Source organism: Thioalkalivibrio sp. AKL8 (genome assembly GCF_000380525.1).
In the GTDB taxonomy this organism is placed as follows: domain Bacteria; phylum Pseudomonadota; class Gammaproteobacteria; order Ectothiorhodospirales; family Ectothiorhodospiraceae; genus Thioalkalivibrio; species Thioalkalivibrio versutus.
Map to the genome: position 1 here is coordinate 1 of NZ_AQYF01000008.1, position 18,953 is coordinate 18,953.

Here is an 18,953-nt window from a genome sequence, read left to right on the forward strand (position 1 = left end):
CCCCGCCCCATACCACCGCAAAACGCAGACACTCGAAGGCGAGCGCAGGCAGGTAGCCAACACCATTGCAGAACACGAAAGGGAACAGGCGCAGCAGGCCGCCGCGCGCCAAATGACCGAAGCCCAGCTGCAGCAGCTCCTGGACGGAGTGCTGTCACGGCTGGAAGGCCAAGACTTGAAGCATGCAATACGGGAAATGGTCGACCGGGTCGAGCTTGACCCGGTCTCCCTGGAGTGCCAGATCCGCTACGTCATCGCAGCCGACCGGCTAAATGTGGCGTCCCCACGGGGGCGCGAGGGGTTGTCGCCGCCGTGAAAGGGCGGTGTCCTAGGCCTCTAGACGATGGGGACGTAGAGGCAACGTCTTCTTCTTACTTCCGTCTTACTCGGGTGGGCCCTTGGGCCGGTCTTCCTCGCTACCTGGTGCGCGATGCAGAAGCGTCGTCACCAGACCGTTGAACACCAGCAAAAACCCGACCGGCACCAGCGCGATGAGGGGCTTCGACCAGGTCTGTTCCCCGGTGAGCATCAGCCCGAATCCGCCGATCAATCCGATCACTGCCAGCACCAATCCAACGTAGAGCGATATGACTCCAAAACGATGCATTAATGAACTCGCAGTACCCCTGAGTGGTGGAGCCAGGCGGGATCGAACCGCCGACCTCCTGCATGCCATGCAGGCGCTCTCCCAGCTGAGCTATGGCCCCGTGTCAGGCGAGCGCGTACTGTAGCCAGCACCCCCAAATGTGTCAACCCGCTGCGGCGGAAATTTTCTGCAACGCACGGTCGATACGGGCCAGAACGCGCTCGCGACCAATGAGCACCAACGTGTCATCGATGGGCGGGGACACCGTGCCGCCGGTAAGGGCCACACGCAAGGGCTGCGCCACCTTGCCGAGCTTGAGCTCCAGACGCTCGCCGGTGTGCACCACCACCTCGTGCAGCGCCTCCTTCTCCCACGCCCCGAGAGCGCTGAAGCCATCGTGCAGGGTTTGCAGCACGGGCTGCGCCTCGGCGGTCAGCTGCTTGCGCGCCGCCTTCTCGTCGTAGTCCTCGAACTCGCGATAGAAATACACACTGTTCTCGGCCATCTCGCGCAGGGTACGCGCCCGTTCGCGTTGCGCGATGACCACCTCGCGCAACTCCGGCCCTTCGGAGGGATCGATCCCCAGCTGTCCCAGGTGCCAGCCCAGTTCCAGCGCGACGTGGTCCGGATCCAGCGTCTTGATGTAGTGCTGGTTCAGCCATAAGAGCTTGTCCGGGTTGATCGCCGAGGCCGACTGGTTCACGTCCTTGATATCGAACAGGCGCACCAGTTCGTCCAGCCCGAAGATCTCCTGGTCACCGTGCGCCCAGCCCAGGCGTACCAGATAGTTCAACAGGGCCTCCGGCAGGTAGCCTTCGTCGCGATACTGCATCACCGAAACCGCGCCGTGGCGTTTGGACAACTTGGCGCCATCGGGCCCCATGATCATCGGCAAATGCCCGTAGCGCGGCGGCTCCACGCCCAGCGCCTTGAGGATGTTGATCTGGCGGGGCGTGTTGTTCAGGTGGTCATCCCCGCGCACCACGTGGGTGATGCCCATGTCCATGTCGTCGACCACCACGGTCAGGTTGTAGGTCGGCGAACCATCCGAGCGGGCGATGATGAGGTCATCCAGCTCGTGGTTCTGGAACGCGACCTTGCCGCGCACCATGTCGTCAACGACCGTCACGCCCTCGTCCGGCGTGCGAAAGCGGATGACCGGCTCCACGCCCTCGCGCGGCTCGGTGCGCGCGCGGCAGCGGCCGTCGTAGCGCGGCTTTTCCTTGCGCGCCTTCTGCTCCTCACGCATCGCGTCCAGCTCTTCCTTCGAGCAGTAACAGCGATAGGCGTGGCCGGCGGCCATCAGCTGATCGATCACCTCGCGATACCGGTCGAAGCGCTCGGTCTGATAGAACGGGCCATGGTCGTAGGTCAGACCCAGCCAGTTCATGCCCTCCAGGATCGCGTTCACCGACTCGGCGGTGCTTCGCTCCAGATCAGTGTCCTCGATACGGAGCACGAAGTCGCCCCCGTGATGGCGGGTGTACAACCAGGAGAACAATGCGGTTCGGGCACCACCAATGTGCAGATAGCCGGTGGGACTGGGGGCAAAACGGGTACGGAAACTCATGCGCGGGACACTCGATTACGGGTAGTGAGCAAAGGCGCCTAGGGTAGCAGAACGCTACATGGCGATAACCTGGTAGCCCGGTTTCCGCCGGCTATACTCGAGACAGGCAAGCACACGGGCCCCTATTGCCCGAAGGAGTCGTGATGAAATCCGTTTCGCTCACCCGCCTCGCGACCATCGCCCTGGTCACTGGGGCATTCGCCCTGGCTGCAAGCAATGCCGCCAGCATGGACCGCGTTCCGGCGCCCGAAGGGGCCGAGGTGTACTTCATCAGCCCGCAGGACGGCGACACCGTCGAGAGCCCCGTGCCCATTCAGATGGGCCTGCGCGGCATGGGCGTGGCGCCGGCCGGTGTCGAGGCCGACAACACCGGGCATCATCACCTGCTGGTCAACCAGCCGCTGGACGAGGTCGACCTGGATACCTCGCTTCCCTTCTCCGACCACAAGCGGCACTTCGGAGGCGGTCAGACCGAAGGCGAGATCGAACTGGAGCCGGGCACTCACACCCTGCAATTGCTCTTCATGGACTATCGCCACCTCAGCTTCGACCCGCCAGTGACCTCCGACAAGATCACCATCACCGTCGAATAGGCGGCACAAAAAAGCCCCCTCCAAAACCGGAGGGGGCTCGTCATCGCCAGCGGCGACCGGTCGGTTACGGCAGTGCCGGGATCTCGAACTGCGGCATGTCACCGGTCAGCGCGTGCATGAAGGCCTCCAGATCCGCGACTTCATCGTCGCTGAACTCCATGCCCAGCATCTCCTGCCCCATGATGCGGATCGCCTCGTCCAGCGTAGCGGTCTCGCCGTTGTTCATGTAGGGGTAGGTCAACGCCACGTTGCGCAGCGTCGGGGTCTTGAAGGCGAAGCGATCACTCTCCTCGCCGGTCACCAGATACCGGCCCTCGTCTTCCGAGCCCGGCACCTGGATGCGATGGAAATTGCTGTCGGTCAGTGCCGGGCCCGCGTGGCAGGCCACGCAGCCATTGTCGGCAAACAGCTTCATCCCGCGCATCTGCTGCTCGCTCATCGCCCCTTCGTCCCCGACCAGCCAGCGATCCAGCGGCGAGTTCGGGGTATTCAGCGTGCGCTGGAAGGTCGCGAGCGCGTGGGCCACGTGATCGGCATTGATCACGTTGTCGCCGTCATAGTCCGGATACGCGGCCTGGAACTTCTCCTGGTACTCGTTGAACTCTTCCAGACGCTCAATCGCGTCCTCCAGCGGCATCGCCATCTCGATCGCATCCTGGATCGGGCCCAGCGCCTGGCCTTCCAGGTCATCCTCGCGGCCATCCCAGAACTGCGCCGTGAAGAAGCCGGAGTTCAGCACGGTCGGGGTGTTGCGCTCGCCGACCTGGCCATCGTGGCCCACCGCGCGCGGGATACGATCCGCCCAGCCCAGTGCCGGGTTGTGGCAAGTAGCGCAGGAGATCACGCCGGAGCTCGAGATGCGCGGTTCGAAGAACAGCATCTTGCCCAGCTCGATCTTCTCTTTCGTCATCGAGTTGTCCGCCGGAATCGGCGGCAGCGCCGGCAGCGGCTCGAATACGTCGCGGTACTGCGAATAGTCCGTATCGGCCAGCGCAGGCGCCGAGGCCCCGAACGCGATCGCCGCACAGGCCGCGATCGCCGTCATGCGGAATCCGGAAAGTGTCTTCATGGCAGGTCTCCTTGAAGGGGAACATCAGGGCGGACCGATATAGACTCGGTCCAGATCCCATGAAACCCACCCTATCGACGCGGAAAACCGGACGCGATCAAAAACGAGCGTTCCGTTGATCCAGATCAAAGGATACCCCCGCCATCCCGCCTCAACGCGCCCTTGACCCTCAAACGGAGGCACCGTAGGGTCCGCCTTGACTTCAGGTGCCCCGGCCTGTTTTGGCCGGGGATAATCGGGAAGCCGGTGCGCGAACTCTCGTTCGCAAGCCCGGCACTGCCCCCGCAACGGTAGGCGGAGTTGGGCGGATCCAATGCCACTGCGGCGCATCCCCAGGATGCCCGCGGGAAGGCGATCCGCATCTGGATGCAGCGCGCATCCACTCTGCGAGTCCGGAGACCGGCCTGGAGGACACCGACGCCGCGGTGGGCGGCCGGGCGGGCCAGGACCGGCGTGCTCATCGATCGGCCCTCCCCTGCTCCCAGCCCATCCTGTGGCGTCGTTTCATCCACGGCGTGCGGGGTCGCGCGCCAGGGAAACACATGACCCATGTGCGCGAACGGGCACATGGGTCATGTGTTTCCTTAGGGGAGCACCACAACAATGAACGATACCCATCTCCGACCGGTGCGACATGCCATCCCGGTCCTGGCCACCCTGTATCTGATGACGGCCGCGAGCATCGCTCCGGCTCAGGCCAACTTCGAGTTCGGCGACGCGGAAGACGGCCTGCAGGTGACACTGGATCCGCTGATCCAGGGCCGCTACAGCTACGCCCGTGCCCCGGACGGTTCCACTAGCGAGTTCGACTTCCGCCGCGCTTGGCTGGACACCCAGGGAACTCTGTTCCACCCGGATCTTCGCTTTCGCCTGCAGCCGGATTTCAGCAGCGGCGAACTCTCGATGCGCGACATCTGGATGCAGTACGCGTTCCGCGACAATCTGGGCCTGCGCCTCGGCCAGTTCACCGTACCCTTCGGACTGCCGCGCGACATCGGCGGACCCAACCGCCTGTTTACCGAACTCAGCGTGCCGGGCAACCAGTTCGAGGTCCCCGCCGGGCGCGATACCGGCGTGACCCTACTGGGCGGTGACGGCGAAGCCTGGGCCTGGGCCGCCGGGGTGTTCGACGGCCGTGGCCGTCTGGACCAGCGTGACGACCGCCCCGCCACCTCCGGCCACCTGTTCAGTGCCCGCGGGGCCTGGGCACCGGTCGGCGAGATCCCGCGCGACAACACTACCCTCGGCCGCGCCGTGGAGCGCACCGTGGCGCTGGGCGCCGGCCTTCAGGCAGCGGACCGCAACCACCTGCGCGACTGGAGCCGCGGACTGGAAGATACGGTGGACCGCCAGCGGTCCGACTGGGTCACCGCCACCGCCGACGCGGTGATCAAGTTCGGCCACACCTCGCTCTCGCTGGCCGCGTTCCGCCGCGACGTCTCCCCGAACCATGCGTCGTCCTATCACGACCTCGGTGCCGAGCTCGAACTCGCGCAGTCGCTGCCGGTGGACGGGCTGGAAGTGGCCGCGCGCCACGCGGTGCTGCGCCACGACGCCGGCGACGACCTGGAAGGCGACGCGCGCTGGCAGCGCGAATGGGGCGCCGGGCTCAACCGGTACCACCGGGGCCAGCGGCAAAAGACCCAGCTCATGTGGCTGGACCGCGACGCCGACCGCTCGGACTGGGAACTGCACCTGCAGCACCAGTTCCGCTTCTGACACGCCACGGCTGACGCGAACAGGGAGAGCCCCCATGAATCGAACGAAATCCATCCGGCGGTCGCTGACGACCGGCCTCCCGCTGGCCCTGCTGCTCGCATCGGCGGGGACCACGGGCGCCGAAGAGATCACCGTCCCGATGCCGGGCCCCTGGGGCGAAGGCTACGAAGAAACCCTGGACGACCCGGCCAGCGTGGACGCCACCGAGGCCTTCCAGCGCTTCCGCCAGCAGAGCATGCGGGGCACCTCGGCCACCTACCGCAGCATCGAGCAGATCCTGCGCTATGACGCGCCGTTCGCCGAGCGTCTGCCCGATCTGGCCGACGAGCTGGCACGGCGGGCCGCCGACATCGAAACCTGGTTCGACCGCGAGACACCAGCGCGGGACGGCGATCCAGGAGCCCTGCCCGCGGCCTGGGCGGACCCAGACTTCGCCGAGTACAAGGCGTCCTACCGCCAGGCCGCCGAACGGCTGCAGCGGAAGGTGGAGACGGCCGACGACCTGGCGGACGAGGCCTTCCAGCTGCGCGCCACCAAGGCCCTGAACAGCGTGCGCCACCACTGCCTCGCCTGCCACGACAATTACCGCCGCCGCTGAACCACGCGGAAACGGGGCGTCCCGAGCCCCTTTTCCGGGGCAGAGCACGCCCCGTTGCCGCCAGCCGGGGCCGCCATCTTCCGGCGGCCCCTTCCCTGATCCTGATTAGCACGAATCCACCGCGCGCTTCATATGCCGAAACGGCCTTGCCCGCGAACACGGCGGCGGGCTTCGGCAAGCGCCGCATTCGCGCACAAGCGCGCTCCTGCAGGGCTGCGGGTTGCGCTGGGGGAAAGGAACCTCTGCAGAGCTTCAGTGCTAATCAGGCCCTTGACTGGGTGCCTGACGATCAGTCGTTGTCCATGCCGCGATAACGCCGCACATGCGCCGGGTCGTACAGCGCACTATCGCGGAAATCCCCCGGATCCAGCGCCGGCCCCACCAGGATCAGCGCCGAGCGCCGCGTGGTCAGCTGCGTTGCCCGCTCCACGATATTGCCCAGCGAGCCCCGCACCACCGTCTCGTCCGGCCAGCTGGCACGGAAGACGATCGCCACCGGACAGTCACAGCCATAGTGCGGACGCAGGTCCGCGACCACGGCCTCGATATTGTGCAGGGACAGGTGGATCGCCAGGGTTGCCCCGGTCGCAGCGAAGGCCGCCAGCCGTTCGCGTTCCGGCATCGACGAGGCCCGCCCCGGCGTCCGCGTCAGCACCACCGACTGCGCCACCTCCGGCACGGTCAGCTCGCGCCCCAGGGTCGCGGCCGCAGCGGAGAACGCCGGCACCCCCGGGGTAATCGTGTAATCGATCCCGGCCGCCTCCAGACGGCGGATCTGCTCGCCCAGCGCGCTGTACACCGACAGGTCCCCGGAGTGCAGTCGCGCCACGTCCTGACCCGCCGCGTGGGCGCGCTGGATCTCGTCCATGATCGCGTCCAGCGTCAGCGGCGCGGTATTCACGATGTGCGCGCCTTCCGGAGCATGCTCCAGCACCGCCTCCGGCACCAGCGAACCCGCGTACAGGCATACCGGACAGGCCGCGATACGATCCCGCCCGCGCAGCGTCAGCAGATCCGCCGCGCCCGGGCCCGCCCCGACAAAATGAACCGTCATGATGACTCCTTGAATACGTGATGGGTATCGACCCGGGCCACCGCGAATACGTGATGGGTATCGACCCGGGCCACCGCGCAACTGGCCCGCGCGGACAGACGCCGCGGCAGCAGTAGACGCGCGCCCTCGCCGGCCGCCGCCAGCGCCGCCGCCTCGGCCACCGACCCGACCCCGGCGGTTGTACGCGCCCGCGCCGACTCCGTAAGCACTTCCTCGTCGCAGTCCACCAGCGCAGACGCAGACGGAAATACGAGTTCCAGCTCCAGCTCCCGCGCCACCGACGCCAGCATGCGGCTGTCGCTCTTGTGCGCCGGTGCCGCCAGCTGCCGGATCTCGATCGGCTCGACGCGCGCTGCATTTAGCACGGCGCGGGCCTCGGCCAGCACCTCGCGGATCAGGCCCTCCAGCTCCCAGGCCGCGCAGGCGGAGGCGAAGCCGACGCCGGGGATCACCCGGTCGAGCGCCCCGTTCAGTGTTTCCCTCAACTCCGGCGCAGGGACCACAGGGTCACCGGCCGCAGCGGTTTCCAACCCGACATCGCACCCAGCGGTTCCGAACGGCTCACATTGATGCGCGTCAGCTCGCCGCCATGGCGCTCGCGCGCCGCCGCCAGCACCGCATCGCCCTCGACCGTCACGCTGTTCGCGACCAGGCGCCCGCCCGGGCGGAGGCTCTCCACACAGTGCTCCACCAGCCCCGGGGTCGTCAGGCCGCCGCCGATGAAGATCGCGTCAGGAGGCGCCAGGCCGTCCAGTGCCTCCGGTGCGCGCCCGGGGATGCATTGCAGGGCCGGCACACCCAGGGCGCGCGCATTGCGCGCGATGCGTTCCAGCCGCTCCGCGCGCGGCTCGATGGCCAGGGCGCGGTTGGCCGGATCCGCCAGCATCCACTCGATGCCGATGGAACCGGAGCCGGCGCCGATGTCCCACAGGCACTCGCCGCGCCCGGGCGCCAGCAGAGCCAGTGTCACCGCACGGACCTCGCGCTTGGTGATCTGCCCGTCCTGTTCGAACTGCGCCTCCGGTCGGCCGGCGCTGGCCGCGATCACCGGGGCCGTCGGGGCCACCGGGGAGGCGCGACATTCCAGCGCGATCGTGTTCAGCGGATCCACCTCGCGAGCGCCCCAGTCCGCCGCCGTGGTCGCGCCAATGCGCTCCCGGGCCCCGCCCAACTGCTCCAGGACCGTCAGGGCCGAGGCCCCGAAACCCAGGTCATTGAGCCAATGGGCCAGCTCGCCGGGGGTCTCGCCGTCACGGCTCAGGATCAGCAGCCGCGCGCCGTCGTGCAGCCAAGGGCGCAGCGCTTCCAGCGGGCGCCCGTGGACCGACAGGCAGCGGGTCTCCTGTAACGGCCAGCCCATCCGCGCGGCGGCCAGGCTGAATGCCGAGGGCGCCGGAAACACCCGGGTGGCCGCCACCGGGAAACGCCGCATCAACGTCGCGCCCACCCCGAACCAGAACGGGTCGCCACTGGCGAGCACGCACAGCGGCTGCCCCGCCCGCGCCTCGATCCAGTCGAGGGCGGTCTCCAGCGGCGAGGGCCACACCAGACGTTCCTGCCCTGGCTGCTCCGGCAACATCTCCAGATGCCGTGCACCCCCGATCACCGTGGTCGCCTGCGCCACGGCCGCACGGGCCTCCGGCGCCAGTCCGGACAGACCGTCCGCACCGACCCCGACGATGTGCAACCATGGCGTCCCGCCCGGCTGCGTCGCTACACTTGGCATCTCCATGACCTCCCGTTCACCCCTTTCCAACGACGCCCGGCCACCGCGCCCGCGGCATGTCCTCCTGCTGGGCGGCACCACCGAGGCCGCGGCCCTGGAGCCGCTGCTGGACGGCCACCCGCGGCTGCAGACCACCGTCTCGCTGGCCGGGCGCACCCGGAAACCGGGCCCGTCGCGGCTGCCACGGCGCACGGGCGGTTTCGGCGGCGCCGAGGGCCTTGCCAGCTGGCTGCACGAACACGCGGTCGACGCCCTGGTGGACGCAACCCACCCGTTCGCGCGGCAGATCTCGGCCAACGCCGTCGCGGCTGCGCGCCAGACCGGCATCCCGCTGGCGCGCCTGACCCGACCGTCGTGGGAGGCCGGAGCGGATGACAGATGGATCCGCGTGTCCGATCTCGCGGCCGCCGGCCGCACCCTGCCGGCACTCGGCCGGCGCGTGCTGCTGACCACCGGCCGCCAGCACCTTGAGGCCTTCGAGGCCGCGCCCGAGCTGGACTATGTCATCCGCACCATCGACCCGCCCGAACCGCCCCCGGCGCTGCCACGAGTCACCTGGATCCATGCCCGGGGCCCATTCACGGCCGAGGACGAGGCGCGCCTGCTGCGGGAACACGCGATTGACGTTCTGGTGACCAAGGACAGCGGCGGCGATGCCACCGCCGCCAAGCTGCAAGCGGCCCGCGAACGGGGCATCCCGGTGGTGATGGTGGAGCGCCCGCCGGACGCCCCCGGAGTGCCACGGTTCCACGCCCCGCAGGCGGTACTCGACTGGCTGGAAGCGCTCCCGGACACCCACGGCTAGAGCGGGTCCCGGCTCATTGCGCCGCCTCGACATAACGCGGGGTGTACACGTGCCGCCGGCCCGAAGGGCGTTCCAACACGCGGGTGGATGTGGCGCCGACGATCACCAGCGTGCTCATATTCGCCGCCGTCGGGTCCACCTCGCCGAGGGTGGAGATCTGCACGTCTTCGCTTTCGCCACGGCCCACCGCAGTGGCCAGCACCACCAGGGTGTCCGGCCCCTGGACCTCGCGCACGATCCCCAGTGCCTCGCCCAGCTGCCAGGGTCGCGCGCGCGAGATCGGGTTGTAGAAGGCCATGGCAAAATCGGCCTCGGCCGCCAGCCGCACCCGGCGCTGGATCAGCGACCAGGGCTTGAGATTGTCCGACAGCGAGATCACGCAGAAATCGTTCCCCAGCGGCGCCCCCAGACGCGCCGCCGCGGCCTGCATCGCCGAAACCCCGGGGGCCACGTCCACCTCGACGTCCTCCCAGCGTCCCGCCGGTGCCCCTTCCAGGGCCTCGAAAATGGCCGCCGCCATCGCGAACACACCGGGATCGCCACCCGAGACCACCGCCACGTCCCGCCCCTCGGCGGCCATGTCCAGGGCGTGCGTCGCGCGCGCCAGCTCCTCGCGGTTGTCCGAGGCGTGAACACGGTGATGCGCGCCCGCAATGCGTTCCAGGTACGGCCCGTACCCCACCAGGTCGGTCGCCGCTTCAAGACGACCAGCAACCTCCGGCGTAAGCCATTCCGGCCCGGCCGGCCCCACCCCGAGCACACTCAGCCGCCCGAGCGGCCGACCGTCATCCCCGCTCATCGCCGCACCCCTCGCCCGGGAATCACGATCATCGAGAAATAGGGCACCTGCTCCGGGATCTCGTCCAACGGCAGGACCCGCTCCTCCGGCGTGCTCGCGCGTTCCACGTACCAGGCACGCTCGTCCAGCCCCAGTTCCCGCAGGACCCCGACCACCGCATCGCGATGGGTTCCGACCTTCATGATGACCGCAGCATCGGTCCCCTGCAGGGCCTGGCGCAGATCGTCGATCGGCATGGTGCCCGGGATCACCGTCAGCAGGTCATCGCGCATGGTCAACGGCGTGGGCAACTGCGCGGCGGAGGCCATCATGGAGGTCACGCCGGGCACGATGCGGGTGGGGAAACGCTCCTTCAGCCGCAGGTAGACGTGCATGAAGGAGCCGTAGAAGAACGGGTCCCCTTCGTTCAGCACCACCACCGAACGCCCGGCCTCCAATTCGGCAGCCAGCTGCTCGGCGGCGGCGTCGAAAAACTGCTCGATGCGGCTGCGATACTCGTCGGAGCCATGCGGGATCTCGTTGGTCACCGGATACTCCAACGGCATCTCGCGCTGCCCGGCACCCAGATGGGCATCCACGATGGCACGCGCCTGGCCGCGGCCGCCCCGGCGACAGAAATAGGCCACCACCGGGCTCTCCGCAATCAGCCGCGCGGCCTTCAGCGTCAACAGCTCGGGATCACCGGGACCGGTGCCCACGCCGTACAGACAGCCGGCGTCCGAGGAATCCTGCAGGTTGGGGGATGTCGTCATATCCGGTCACTCGCAAAGGCGTTGATGGCCGCCGCGGCCATGGCACTGCCACCCCGGCGTCCGAAAATGGTCAGGTAATCGAGGTTCAGCGGGCTGCTGGCCAGCGCCTCCTTGCTCTCCACCGCACCCACAAATCCCACTGGTATACCGAGCACGGCGGCCGGCCGCGGCGCACCCTGGTGCAGCATTTCCAGCAGGTGAAACAGCGCCGTGGGTGCATTGCCAATGGCCACGACCGCGCCGTCCAGATGCGGTCGCCACCATTCCAGCGCCGCGGCCGAACGCGTCGTTCCCAGACGCTCGGCGGCCGCCGCCACCCCGTCCTCCCGCAGGCTGCAGATCACCCGGTTGTCCGCCGGAAGCCGGGCCCGCGTGACCCCGTGCGCCACCATGTTGCTGTCGCACAGGATCGGCGCGCCGGCGGCCAGCGCATCCATGGCCGCCCGGGCCACCCCGGCGGAAAACCCGACGTCCCGCGGCAGATCGGTCATGCCGCAGGCATGGATCATGCGCACCACCGGGGGCACCAGGTCCTCCGGAAAGCGGTCGAGATCCGCCTCGGACCGGATCATCGCAAAGGACTCCCGGTAGATGGCCGCCCCGTCGCGGATATAGTCGGGTACGGCCCCGGCCGTATCGCTCTGCGTCATGCTGAATCTCCGTTGTTCATCTTCGCGTTCATACGCCTGGTCAATGCCGTGGCCTCCAGCCGTTGCAGGGCCTCGACCCTCGACTCATTCGCGCCACGTTCTTCACGGGCGAGGGTATCGAGGGCCGCAAGGGCTTGTTCGACCTGCCCCGGCCCCAGCCCCGTCAGGACGGTCTCCCACTGCGCGGGCGCGCGTTGCAGCGACAGGTCGTAGCGACCTTCCCGCGCCGTGAGCAGGACCTGTGCGTTCGCGGGGCGCCCACAGTGCTTGTCGCAGCCACTGACGTGGACATGCCCGCCACCCGCAAGCAGCCCGCGGGCAGATGCCCCGGCCGTCTCCGCATCCTCCCGCGTGTACGTACTGCCCGCGGAGCAACCCACTTGCCCGATACAGGCACTCACCGCCAGGCGAGAATCATTCGGGTCGGTCACACCGCCCCACTCGGCGACCCGGGCTGATTCCACCGGTGATGCCCCGGTCACGAGCAGGCTGCGCCACGGTGTCAGCCGCAGGCGTCCGTCGTGCGGCCGGATATGTTCGGCCATCCCCTGCAGGGCCTCCGCGCGCAGGGCCCCGAACGGAAACGCGATCCCGAAGGCGCGCCCGTTCAGGCACGTACCCATCCCGGCATCCGCGCATCCGGGCATCCGGGCCGCGACCCAGTCCCCGCCCGGGAGCACACGCTCCAGCCCCGGCGGCGTCAGCACATTCGGGCCGAACCGGGCCACGGCGCCGGCCACCCGCCCCGGCGGATCCACCTCGCCTTCGCGCAATTCCACGAAGCGTTCGAGCACCGCCAGGGCGACGTCCACGACCTTCTCCGGCCGCGTCCAGCCAAGCACCGTGGCCGTGCGACTGGACGCGCCTACAGCCACCCGAAACCACACCCCTCCCAACCCCGCACAGGCCTCCAGCCGCAGGTCCGCCGGCACTCCATCCAGCGGCAAATCGCCGCCGGCCTCCACCAGCACCCCGACCTTCGGCGGCAGTGCCCGCAGACGCGGGTTCTGCACAAGCGCCCGCGCGAGGGCCCGCGCGACCGGCTGTACATCCATGGCCGCCTCCGGATCGATGTCCGTCACCGGGGCCACCAGGACATTACGCACCGCCTCCATCGCGGGATCGCGATCGGCCAGACCCGCGTTCTCCAGCTCGGCACGCGCCGGCTCCAGATCCGCCGTGTCCAGACCGCGCAACTGCAGATTGCCGCGGCTGGTCAGCTCCAGAGCACCGGACCCAAAGCGCCGCGCCACCTCCGCGAGGGTCTGCGCCTGCTCCGCATCCAGCCCCCCAATCGGGTGACGTACCCGCATCAGCAGACCGTCCCCGGTGCTCATCGGCGCGGCAACCCCCGGACAGGCCTGGCGCACCCACGGACGATCGGCGCTCATGGTTTCACCCTGCCCGCGCTCATGTCCGGATCCGCACGCCGCGCGCCACCAGGGCCCAGGCCAGCCCACCGACGACGAGCGTCGCCCCCACGAGGACCCAGAAGGTCGTGGCCCAGGCGAAGGACCCGGTCCCCAGCAGGCCGTAGCGAAAGCCCTCGATCATGTAATACAGCGGGTTCAGCACCGCCAACGACTGCCAGGGCTCGGGCATCCGTTCCACCGGGTAGAACAGGCCTCCCAGGTAGATCAGCGGGGTCAGCACGAACGTGGCCACTACGGAGGTATGGTCAAAGCTGCGCGCATACAGGCCGTTCAAGAGCCCGGCCAGCGCGAACAGCAAGGCACTGATCACCGCGATCCCCAACGTGGCCGCCAGGTGGTGCAGCTGGAGATGGGTAAACGGGATCGCCACCAGCGCCACCAGCGCCCCGGCCAGCAGCCCGCGGATCACGCCACCGGTGGCGAAGCCCGCCACAATCAGCCAGGCGGGCAGCGGCGCGACCAGCAGCTCCTCGATATGCCGCTGCAGGCGCGCGCCGTAAAACGCCAGCGTCACATTGCTGTAGGCATTGGTGGCAACCGCCAGGATGATCAGGCCGGGCAGGATGAAATCGGCGTAGTCGACCCCCCGCATGGTGCCCAGCTCGCGCCCGATCAGATGACCGAAGATCACCAAAAACAGGACGGTCGTCACCACCGATGGCAGGAGGTTCTGCACCCAGGCCCGCAGGAACCGGCGCACCTGCTTGACCACCATCCCGCGATAGGCGAATGCGTAGGCCGCGAGTCTCATGCCCCGGCCCCTTGCAGTGCGTCCGCGCGTTTCGCAATGCGCTGCAGGAATAGCGACTCGAGCCGGTTGCGCTTGTTGCGCAGTCCCGCGACCCGGACCCCGCTGCCGCCCAGGCGATCGAACAGGTCATTGACCTCCATGCCCTGCGGGAGATCGATCTCCAGGGTCCAGGCATCCACCAGACGGGTCGCCAGCCCCTCCAGGACCGGGGCCGCGTCCAGAGGCGCATTCAATTCCAGCACCAGCGTCTGCACGTTCAGCCCGTGCAGCAGCTCGCCGGTCTCGCCGCGCGCGACGATCTCGCCCTGATCCAGGATCGCCAGCCTGTCGCACAGGCTCTCGGCCTCCTCCAGATAGTGGGTGGTCAGGAGGATGGTCACGCCATCCGCGTTCAAGCCACGCAGCAGCTCCCAGGTTGCATGGCGCCCCTCCAGGTCCACCCCCGCCGTCGGCTCGTCCAGCAACAGCACGCGAGGGCGGTGTACCAGGGCGCGGGCAATCATCAGCCGGCGCTTCATGCCGCCCGACAGGCCCCAGGCCGACTGTTCGCGCCGGTCCAGAAGACCCGCCTGTTGCAGCACCTCGCCGGTTCGTTCGCGCGCCCGCCTCGGGGACAGCCCGTAGTAGGCCGCCTGGGCCTCGACGATCTCGCCCACCGGCTCGAAGCTGTTGAAATTCACCTCCTGCGGCACCACGCCCATGCACGCCTTCGCCGCCACCGCCTGCGTGGCCACATCGTGCCCGCAGACCCGGATCGAACCGCGATCCGCCCGCACCAGCGTGGTCAACAGCCCCACCAGGGTGGTCTTGCCGGCCCCGTTCGGACCCAGCAGGCCGAAAAAGCTGCCCGCCGGCACCTCCAGATCCACGTTCGCCAGCCCGACCCGGCCACCGGCGTAGCGCTTGGCTACCGACTGCAGGGCGATCGCCGCGGCCGTCATGGCGCAAGGCCCCTGGCGCCATCGGCAAACCCGACGATGCGCCCCGCCCGATCCACCGCGCAGACCTCCAGCGCCGTGGTCTCCGGCAACATCCCGCGGGCTCGCTGCCAGGCGCGCGCGCTGATCCGGTCGGCCAGCGCCACGCCCTGTTCCAGGCAATCCGCAAGGGCCTGGGCACTGGTGTTGGCCGCGCGGATGCGCGCCACCAGGTCCGGGCTGGCGCCCAGATCCGCGGCTTCCTCCGCCAGGGCGTCGAGATCGATGCGCGACTTGCGGCTATGGGCATCCAGGTGCCCGGCCGCGAACTTGCTGAGCTTGCCGAAACCCGCGGCCAGCACCACCGCGGGCAGGGGGTGGCGCCGCAGGTACTTCAGCGCCGCCCCGAACAGATCCCCCATCTCGATTAGCGCGATGTCGTCCAGGCCGTAGCGTTCACGCACCGCCGCCTCGCTGGTGCCGCCGGTACAGCAGGCCACGCGCGGACAATCGTTGGCGCGGGCCACGTCGATGGCCTGATGGATGGATGCGATATAGGCGGCGCAGGAAAACGGGCGCACGATCCCCGTGGTGCCCAGGATCGAGAGACCGCCGAGGATGCCCAGGCGGGCGTTCATGGTCCGCTCGGCAATCCTTTCGCCCCCATCCACCCCGACCGTGACCCGGAAGCCCCCGCTGTAACCGGTCGCCTCGGCAAGCGCCTCCAGATGCCCCTGCATCATGCGTCGCGGGACCGGGTTGATCGCCGGCTCGCCCGGCGCCAACACCAGGCCCGGACGCGTGACCGTCCCGACCCCGGCACCCGCCATGAACACAACGCCAGGTGCACCACACAGGGTCACCTCGACCCAGACCCGAGCCCCGTGGGTGGCATCCGGGTCATCGCCGGCATCCTTGATGACCCCGGCGACCGCGCCACCCGGGGTGGGCTCCAGATCGTTCAACGCCAGGCGCACGACCTGCCCCCTCGGCAGGGTGACCTCAACCGTCTCGAGCCGCCGCCCCTCCAGCAGCCAGCGTGCGCCGGCCACGGCGGCCACGGTCGCGCAGACGCCGGTGGTCAGGCCGGTGCGCAGGCGCCCGGTTGTCTCGCACGTCTCCGGGCGCATGCCGCCCTCCGCACTGTAGCGATCAGCCGACTTCATGCGTCCCCGGCCCGGGCTCGAAGCCCGGCGTGGCAATCGTCTCGCGCAGGCGCACCACCTCGCCCACGATCAGCAACGCGGGCGACTGGATGGCCAGATCCGCAACCCGCGCGGGAAGGTCCGCCAGCGTGCCCTCGATGACGCGCTGCGTCGGGCGCGTGCCCTGCTCCACCAACGCGGCCGGCATCGCGCCATCCGCGCCCGCCGCCATCATCTCGCCGCAGACCTCGGCCAGGGTGTGCAGCCCCATGTAGACGACCAGGGTCTGCTGCGGATGGACCAGCGAGGCCCAGTCCAGATCGGTCTCGCCGGCGCGGCGATGGGCGGTCACGAACTGGCAGCGATAGGCATGATCGCGATGGGTCAACGGGATCCCGGCATACGCCGCGCAGCCACCCGCCGCGGTGATCCCCGGCACGATGCGGACCGGGATCCCGGCCGCGGCGATCGCCGCCGCCTCCTCGCCGCCGCGACCATAGACGAACGGGTCCCCACCCTTCAGGCGCACCACGTAGTGCCCCTCCCGCGCCAACGCGATCATGCGCTCGTTCAGGTCCCCCTGATCGCAGCTGTGCCGTGAGCGTGCCTTGCCCACGTACAGCCGCTGCGCCTCCGGGTTCGTCAGATCCAGGATCGCATCCGGGATCAGGCGGTCGTGCAGCAGGATGTCGGCGTGCTGCATCGCGGCTACCGCGTCCAGTGTCAGCAGCCCCGGATCGCCCGGACCCGCGCCGACCAGATCCACGCAGCCGGCCCGCCGCTCGCCGCCCAGCCGGATGCTGGCCCCGGCGCGTGCCCCCGGTCCGATCCGCGTCACATTATCCCGCTGCGCATCACTCATGGCCGAAACAGCTGCGCCGTGGCCTCGGGGTTGGACGGGAACCAGGCGTGCAGATAGGTCGCGCTCAGGCGACCATCGCGATAGATCGCCTCCCCCTGCGACCCCGTCCCGCGGGCCCGCCAGCAATGGCCGTAGGGTTCCAGGCCGACCTCGGAGCGGGTGTGGTGGAAGGTGTGTCCACGCAACTCGCCCTCCGGCAGCGGGGCCGCCTGGAGACCCAGGCCCTGCAAGCGGTCCGCCAGCTGGGCCTTGCCCGGCACCAGTCCGGCCATGGCCGCGGTGTGGCCCTCGCGGTCGGCCAGTTCATCCAGCAGATAGAGGAAGCCCCCGCACTCCGCCAGGATCGGGCGACCGGCCGCATGGTGGGCCTCCAGGTCCGACTTCAGAGCGGTATTGGCGGCCAGTTGATCCAGATACAACTCGGGGTAGCCGCCCGGGAGCCAGACGGCATCGGCCTCCGGCAGCCCATCCCCGGCAAGCGGGGAAAAGAACCGCAGTTCGGCGCCCATCTTCTCCAGCAGACGCAGATTGGCCGGATACATGAACGCGAAGGCCGCATCCCGTGCAATCGCGACGCGTACGCCGGACAGGGTCGCCGTGATCGGCGCGATCGCTTCCGGATGAAAGGTCACGGGCTCCGGGAGGCCCGTCACGCCGGCCTCTTCGATCGCGGCCGCGGCGGCCTCCAGCCGCGCATCCAGGTCGGCGATCTCGCCCGCCTGGACCAGGCCCAGGTGACGATCCGGGACACTCAGCGTCTCGTTGCGCTGCACGGCGCCGAAGAAGCGGATTGCGTCCGGGGTGCAGTCCTCCAGCATCCGGGCATGCCCCGGGCTGCCCACCCGGTTGGCGATCACGCCGGCGAATGACAAGCCCGGGCGATAGGTCGACAAGCCGTGCACCAGCGCCCCGAAGGTCTGCCCCATACCGCTGGCATCCAGGATCGCCAGGATCGGCAACCCGAAGGCCTGGGCCAGATCCGCGCCGGAGGGATCCCCGTCGAACAGCCCCATCGATCCCTCCACCAGGATCAGGTCGGACGTCTGTGCCGCCTCGTACAACATCGCCCGGCAGGCGGCCTCGCCCACCATCCACAGATGCAGCGCATCCACCGGGTGGCCGGAGGCCTGCTCCAGGATCATCGGGTCGAGGAAGTCGGGGCCGGTCTTGAACACGCGCACGCGCCGGCCCTGGTTGCGGTGGTAGCGGGCGATGGCGGCGGTGATCGTGGTCTTGCCCTGGCCCGAGGCCGGGGCCGCCACGAACGCGGCGGGACAGCTCACGCTCACAGCTCGATCCCCTTTTGCGCCTTGATGCCGGCCTGGAAGGCGTGCTTGACCACACCGATCTCGCTGACGGTATCGGCCGCCTCGATCATCGCCTTGGGCGCGGCGCGGCCGGTGGTGATCACGTGCTGCATCGGCGGGCGGTTGGCCAGTTCTTCGAGGACCTCGGCCACGTCGAGGTACTGGTATTTCAGCGCGATGTGCAGCTCGTCGAGCAGCACCAGATCGACGTTCGGGTCCCGCAGCATGTCGCGGGCATGCGCCCAGGCATCGCGGGCGGCCTCGACATCCTTCTCGCGGTCCTGGGTCTCCCAGGTGTAGCCCTCGCCCATCACGTGGTACTGCACGTTGTCCTGACCGCGGAAGAAGGCCTCCTCGCCGGTGGCGAACTGCCCCTTGATGAACTGGACGATGCCCACCTGCATGCCGTGCCCCAGGGCACGGGCGACCATGCCGAAGCCGGAGGAGCTCTTGCCCTTGCCGTTGCCGGTCAGGATCAGGAACACCCCCTTCTCCTCCTGGGCCTCGGCGATCTTGCGGTCCACGACCTCCTTCTTGCGTGCCATGCGCTGGGCGTGGCGTTCGGCGCGAGCCGCTTCGGTGTCTTCGCTCATCGTTCTGTTACTCCTTGATTCGTT

At 68.9% G+C, this 18,953-nt stretch carries 21 protein-coding genes, 1 tRNA gene and 1 riboswitch; of the genes, 5 read left to right on the top strand and 17 right to left on the bottom strand.

All coding sequences use genetic code 11. From position 1 onward, the window contains the following. Positions 1-316, top strand: a 316-nt coding sequence (locus G335_RS14260) for a hypothetical protein (protein ID WP_196802248.1), incomplete at its 5' end; no start/stop codon positions are given. 66 nt (positions 317-382) lie between these two features. Here the strand turns inward: G335_RS14260 and G335_RS0107285 are convergent. The 3 genes from G335_RS0107285 to gltX all read right to left on the bottom strand — a co-directional run bounded on the left by G335_RS0107285 (position 383) and on the right by gltX (position 2,156). After that, complete coding sequence (locus G335_RS0107285; RefSeq protein WP_019568239.1) at positions 383-607, bottom strand: hypothetical protein; 225 nt, start codon at positions 605-607, stop codon at positions 383-385. A 24-nt stretch (positions 608-631) separates the two neighbouring features. Further along, positions 632-707: transfer RNA gene (locus tag G335_RS0107290), tRNA-Ala, on the bottom strand. Between the two features lie 42 nt (positions 708-749). After that, positions 750-2,156 (bottom strand): glutamate--tRNA ligase, encoded by a 1,407-nt coding sequence (gene gltX / locus G335_RS0107295; protein WP_018176329.1) that lies wholly within the window; start codon positions 2,154-2,156, stop codon positions 750-752. A 143-nt stretch (positions 2,157-2,299) separates the two neighbouring features. Between gltX and G335_RS0107300 the strand changes: the two genes are divergently transcribed. Further along, complete coding sequence (locus G335_RS0107300; RefSeq protein ID WP_018176330.1) at positions 2,300-2,749, top strand: DUF4399 domain-containing protein; 450 nt, start codon at positions 2,300-2,302, stop codon at positions 2,747-2,749. 64 nt (positions 2,750-2,813) lie between these two features. Here the strand turns inward: G335_RS0107300 and G335_RS0107305 are convergent, their stop codons facing one another. Continuing rightward, on the bottom strand, positions 2,814-3,794 hold the full coding sequence (locus G335_RS0107305) for a cytochrome-c peroxidase (protein ID WP_026304782.1): 981 nt from the start codon (positions 3,792-3,794) through the stop codon (positions 2,814-2,816). Positions 3,795-4,005: 211 nt separating this feature from the next. Then, a riboswitch (cobalamin riboswitch) is annotated at positions 4,006-4,241 on the top strand. Between the two features lie 180 nt (positions 4,242-4,421). Between G335_RS0107305 and G335_RS0107315 the strand changes: the two genes are divergently transcribed. Together G335_RS0107315 and G335_RS0107320 are read left to right on the top strand one after the other, a co-directional pair. Continuing rightward, on the top strand, positions 4,422-5,537 hold the full coding sequence (locus tag G335_RS0107315) for a porin (RefSeq protein WP_018176333.1): 1,116 nt from the start codon (positions 4,422-4,424) through the stop codon (positions 5,535-5,537). Positions 5,538-5,571: 34 nt separating this feature from the next. Further along, positions 5,572-6,135 (top strand): cytochrome c, encoded by a 564-nt coding sequence (locus G335_RS0107320; protein ID WP_018176334.1) that lies wholly within the window; start codon positions 5,572-5,574, stop codon positions 6,133-6,135. A gap of 289 nt (positions 6,136-6,424) precedes the next feature. On the opposite strand, the gene cobM is transcribed toward G335_RS0107320, so the two are convergent. The 3 genes from cobM to G335_RS0107335 are packed head-to-tail and all read right to left on the bottom strand — an operon-like array spanning position 6,425 to position 8,915. Further along, the gene (gene cobM / locus G335_RS0107325; RefSeq protein WP_018169485.1) at positions 6,425-7,189 is read right to left on the bottom strand and encodes a precorrin-4 C(11)-methyltransferase; all 765 of its coding nucleotides are present in this window, start codon (positions 7,187-7,189) and stop codon (positions 6,425-6,427) included. Further along, entirely contained in the window at positions 7,186-7,641 is a 456-nt protein-coding gene (locus tag G335_RS0107330; RefSeq protein WP_018176335.1) for a cobalamin biosynthesis protein, read from the bottom strand. The genes cobM and G335_RS0107330 overlap by 4 nt, the downstream gene beginning before the upstream one ends. Positions 7,642-7,670: 29 nt before the next feature. Further along, positions 7,671-8,915: a bifunctional cobalt-precorrin-7 (C(5))-methyltransferase/cobalt-precorrin-6B (C(15))-methyltransferase gene (locus tag G335_RS0107335; protein ID WP_026304784.1), complete on the bottom strand. Its 1,245-nt coding sequence runs from the start codon at positions 8,913-8,915 to the stop codon at positions 7,671-7,673. Positions 8,916-8,919: 4 nt separating this feature from the next. Here G335_RS0107335 and G335_RS0107340 point away from each other — a divergent pair, with 4 nt between their 5' ends. Continuing rightward, positions 8,920-9,720 carry a cobalt-precorrin-6A reductase gene (locus G335_RS0107340; RefSeq protein ID WP_018176337.1) on the top strand — a complete coding sequence of 267 codons (801 nt, stop codon included), beginning with the start codon at positions 8,920-8,922 and terminating at the stop codon, positions 9,718-9,720. Between the two features lie 13 nt (positions 9,721-9,733). Here G335_RS0107340 and cobJ read toward each other — a convergent pair whose 3' ends face one another. The 10 genes from cobJ to cobO are packed head-to-tail and all read right to left on the bottom strand — an operon-like array spanning position 9,734 to position 18,929. Beyond that, entirely contained in the window at positions 9,734-10,519 is a 786-nt protein-coding gene (cobJ, locus tag G335_RS0107345; protein ID WP_018176338.1) for a precorrin-3B C(17)-methyltransferase, read from the bottom strand. Beyond that, complete coding sequence (locus G335_RS0107350; RefSeq protein ID WP_018176339.1) at positions 10,516-11,271, bottom strand: precorrin-2 C(20)-methyltransferase; 756 nt, start codon at positions 11,269-11,271, stop codon at positions 10,516-10,518. Before G335_RS0107350 ends, cobJ begins: the two co-directional genes overlap by 4 nt. Beyond that, positions 11,268-11,921 (bottom strand): precorrin-8X methylmutase, encoded by a 654-nt coding sequence (locus G335_RS0107355; protein ID WP_018176340.1) that lies wholly within the window; start codon positions 11,919-11,921, stop codon positions 11,268-11,270. The genes G335_RS0107350 and G335_RS0107355 overlap by 4 nt, the downstream gene beginning before the upstream one ends. Continuing rightward, positions 11,918-13,312: a precorrin-3B synthase gene (cobG, locus tag G335_RS0107360; RefSeq protein WP_018176341.1), complete on the bottom strand. Its 1,395-nt coding sequence runs from the start codon at positions 13,310-13,312 to the stop codon at positions 11,918-11,920. Before cobG ends, G335_RS0107355 begins: the two co-directional genes overlap by 4 nt. 19 nt (positions 13,313-13,331) lie before the next feature. Then, positions 13,332-14,105: an ABC transporter permease gene (locus G335_RS0107365; RefSeq protein ID WP_018176342.1), complete on the bottom strand. Its 774-nt coding sequence runs from the start codon at positions 14,103-14,105 to the stop codon at positions 13,332-13,334. After that, positions 14,102-15,046, bottom strand: a complete 945-nt coding sequence (locus G335_RS0107370; protein WP_018176343.1) for an ABC transporter ATP-binding protein — start codon at positions 15,044-15,046, stop codon at positions 14,102-14,104. The genes G335_RS0107365 and G335_RS0107370 overlap by 4 nt, the downstream gene beginning before the upstream one ends. Beyond that, positions 15,043-16,152: a cobalt-precorrin-5B (C(1))-methyltransferase gene (locus G335_RS0107375; protein WP_018176344.1), complete on the bottom strand. Its 1,110-nt coding sequence runs from the start codon at positions 16,150-16,152 to the stop codon at positions 15,043-15,045. The genes G335_RS0107370 and G335_RS0107375 overlap by 4 nt, the downstream gene beginning before the upstream one ends. A 22-nt stretch (positions 16,153-16,174) precedes the next feature. Then, the gene (gene cobA / locus G335_RS0107380; protein ID WP_018176345.1) at positions 16,175-17,029 is read right to left on the bottom strand and encodes a uroporphyrinogen-III C-methyltransferase; all 855 of its coding nucleotides are present in this window, start codon (positions 17,027-17,029) and stop codon (positions 16,175-16,177) included. Continuing rightward, positions 17,026-18,318 carry a cobyrinate a,c-diamide synthase gene (locus G335_RS0107385; RefSeq protein ID WP_018176346.1) on the bottom strand — a complete coding sequence of 431 codons (1,293 nt, stop codon included), beginning with the start codon at positions 18,316-18,318 and terminating at the stop codon, positions 17,026-17,028. Before G335_RS0107385 ends, cobA begins: the two co-directional genes overlap by 4 nt. Next, positions 18,315-18,929, bottom strand: coding sequence for a cob(I)yrinic acid a,c-diamide adenosyltransferase (gene cobO, locus G335_RS0107390; protein ID WP_018169472.1), 615 nt, complete (start codon positions 18,927-18,929; stop codon positions 18,315-18,317). The genes G335_RS0107385 and cobO overlap by 4 nt, the downstream gene beginning before the upstream one ends. Positions 18,930-18,953 lie beyond the last annotated feature (24 nt).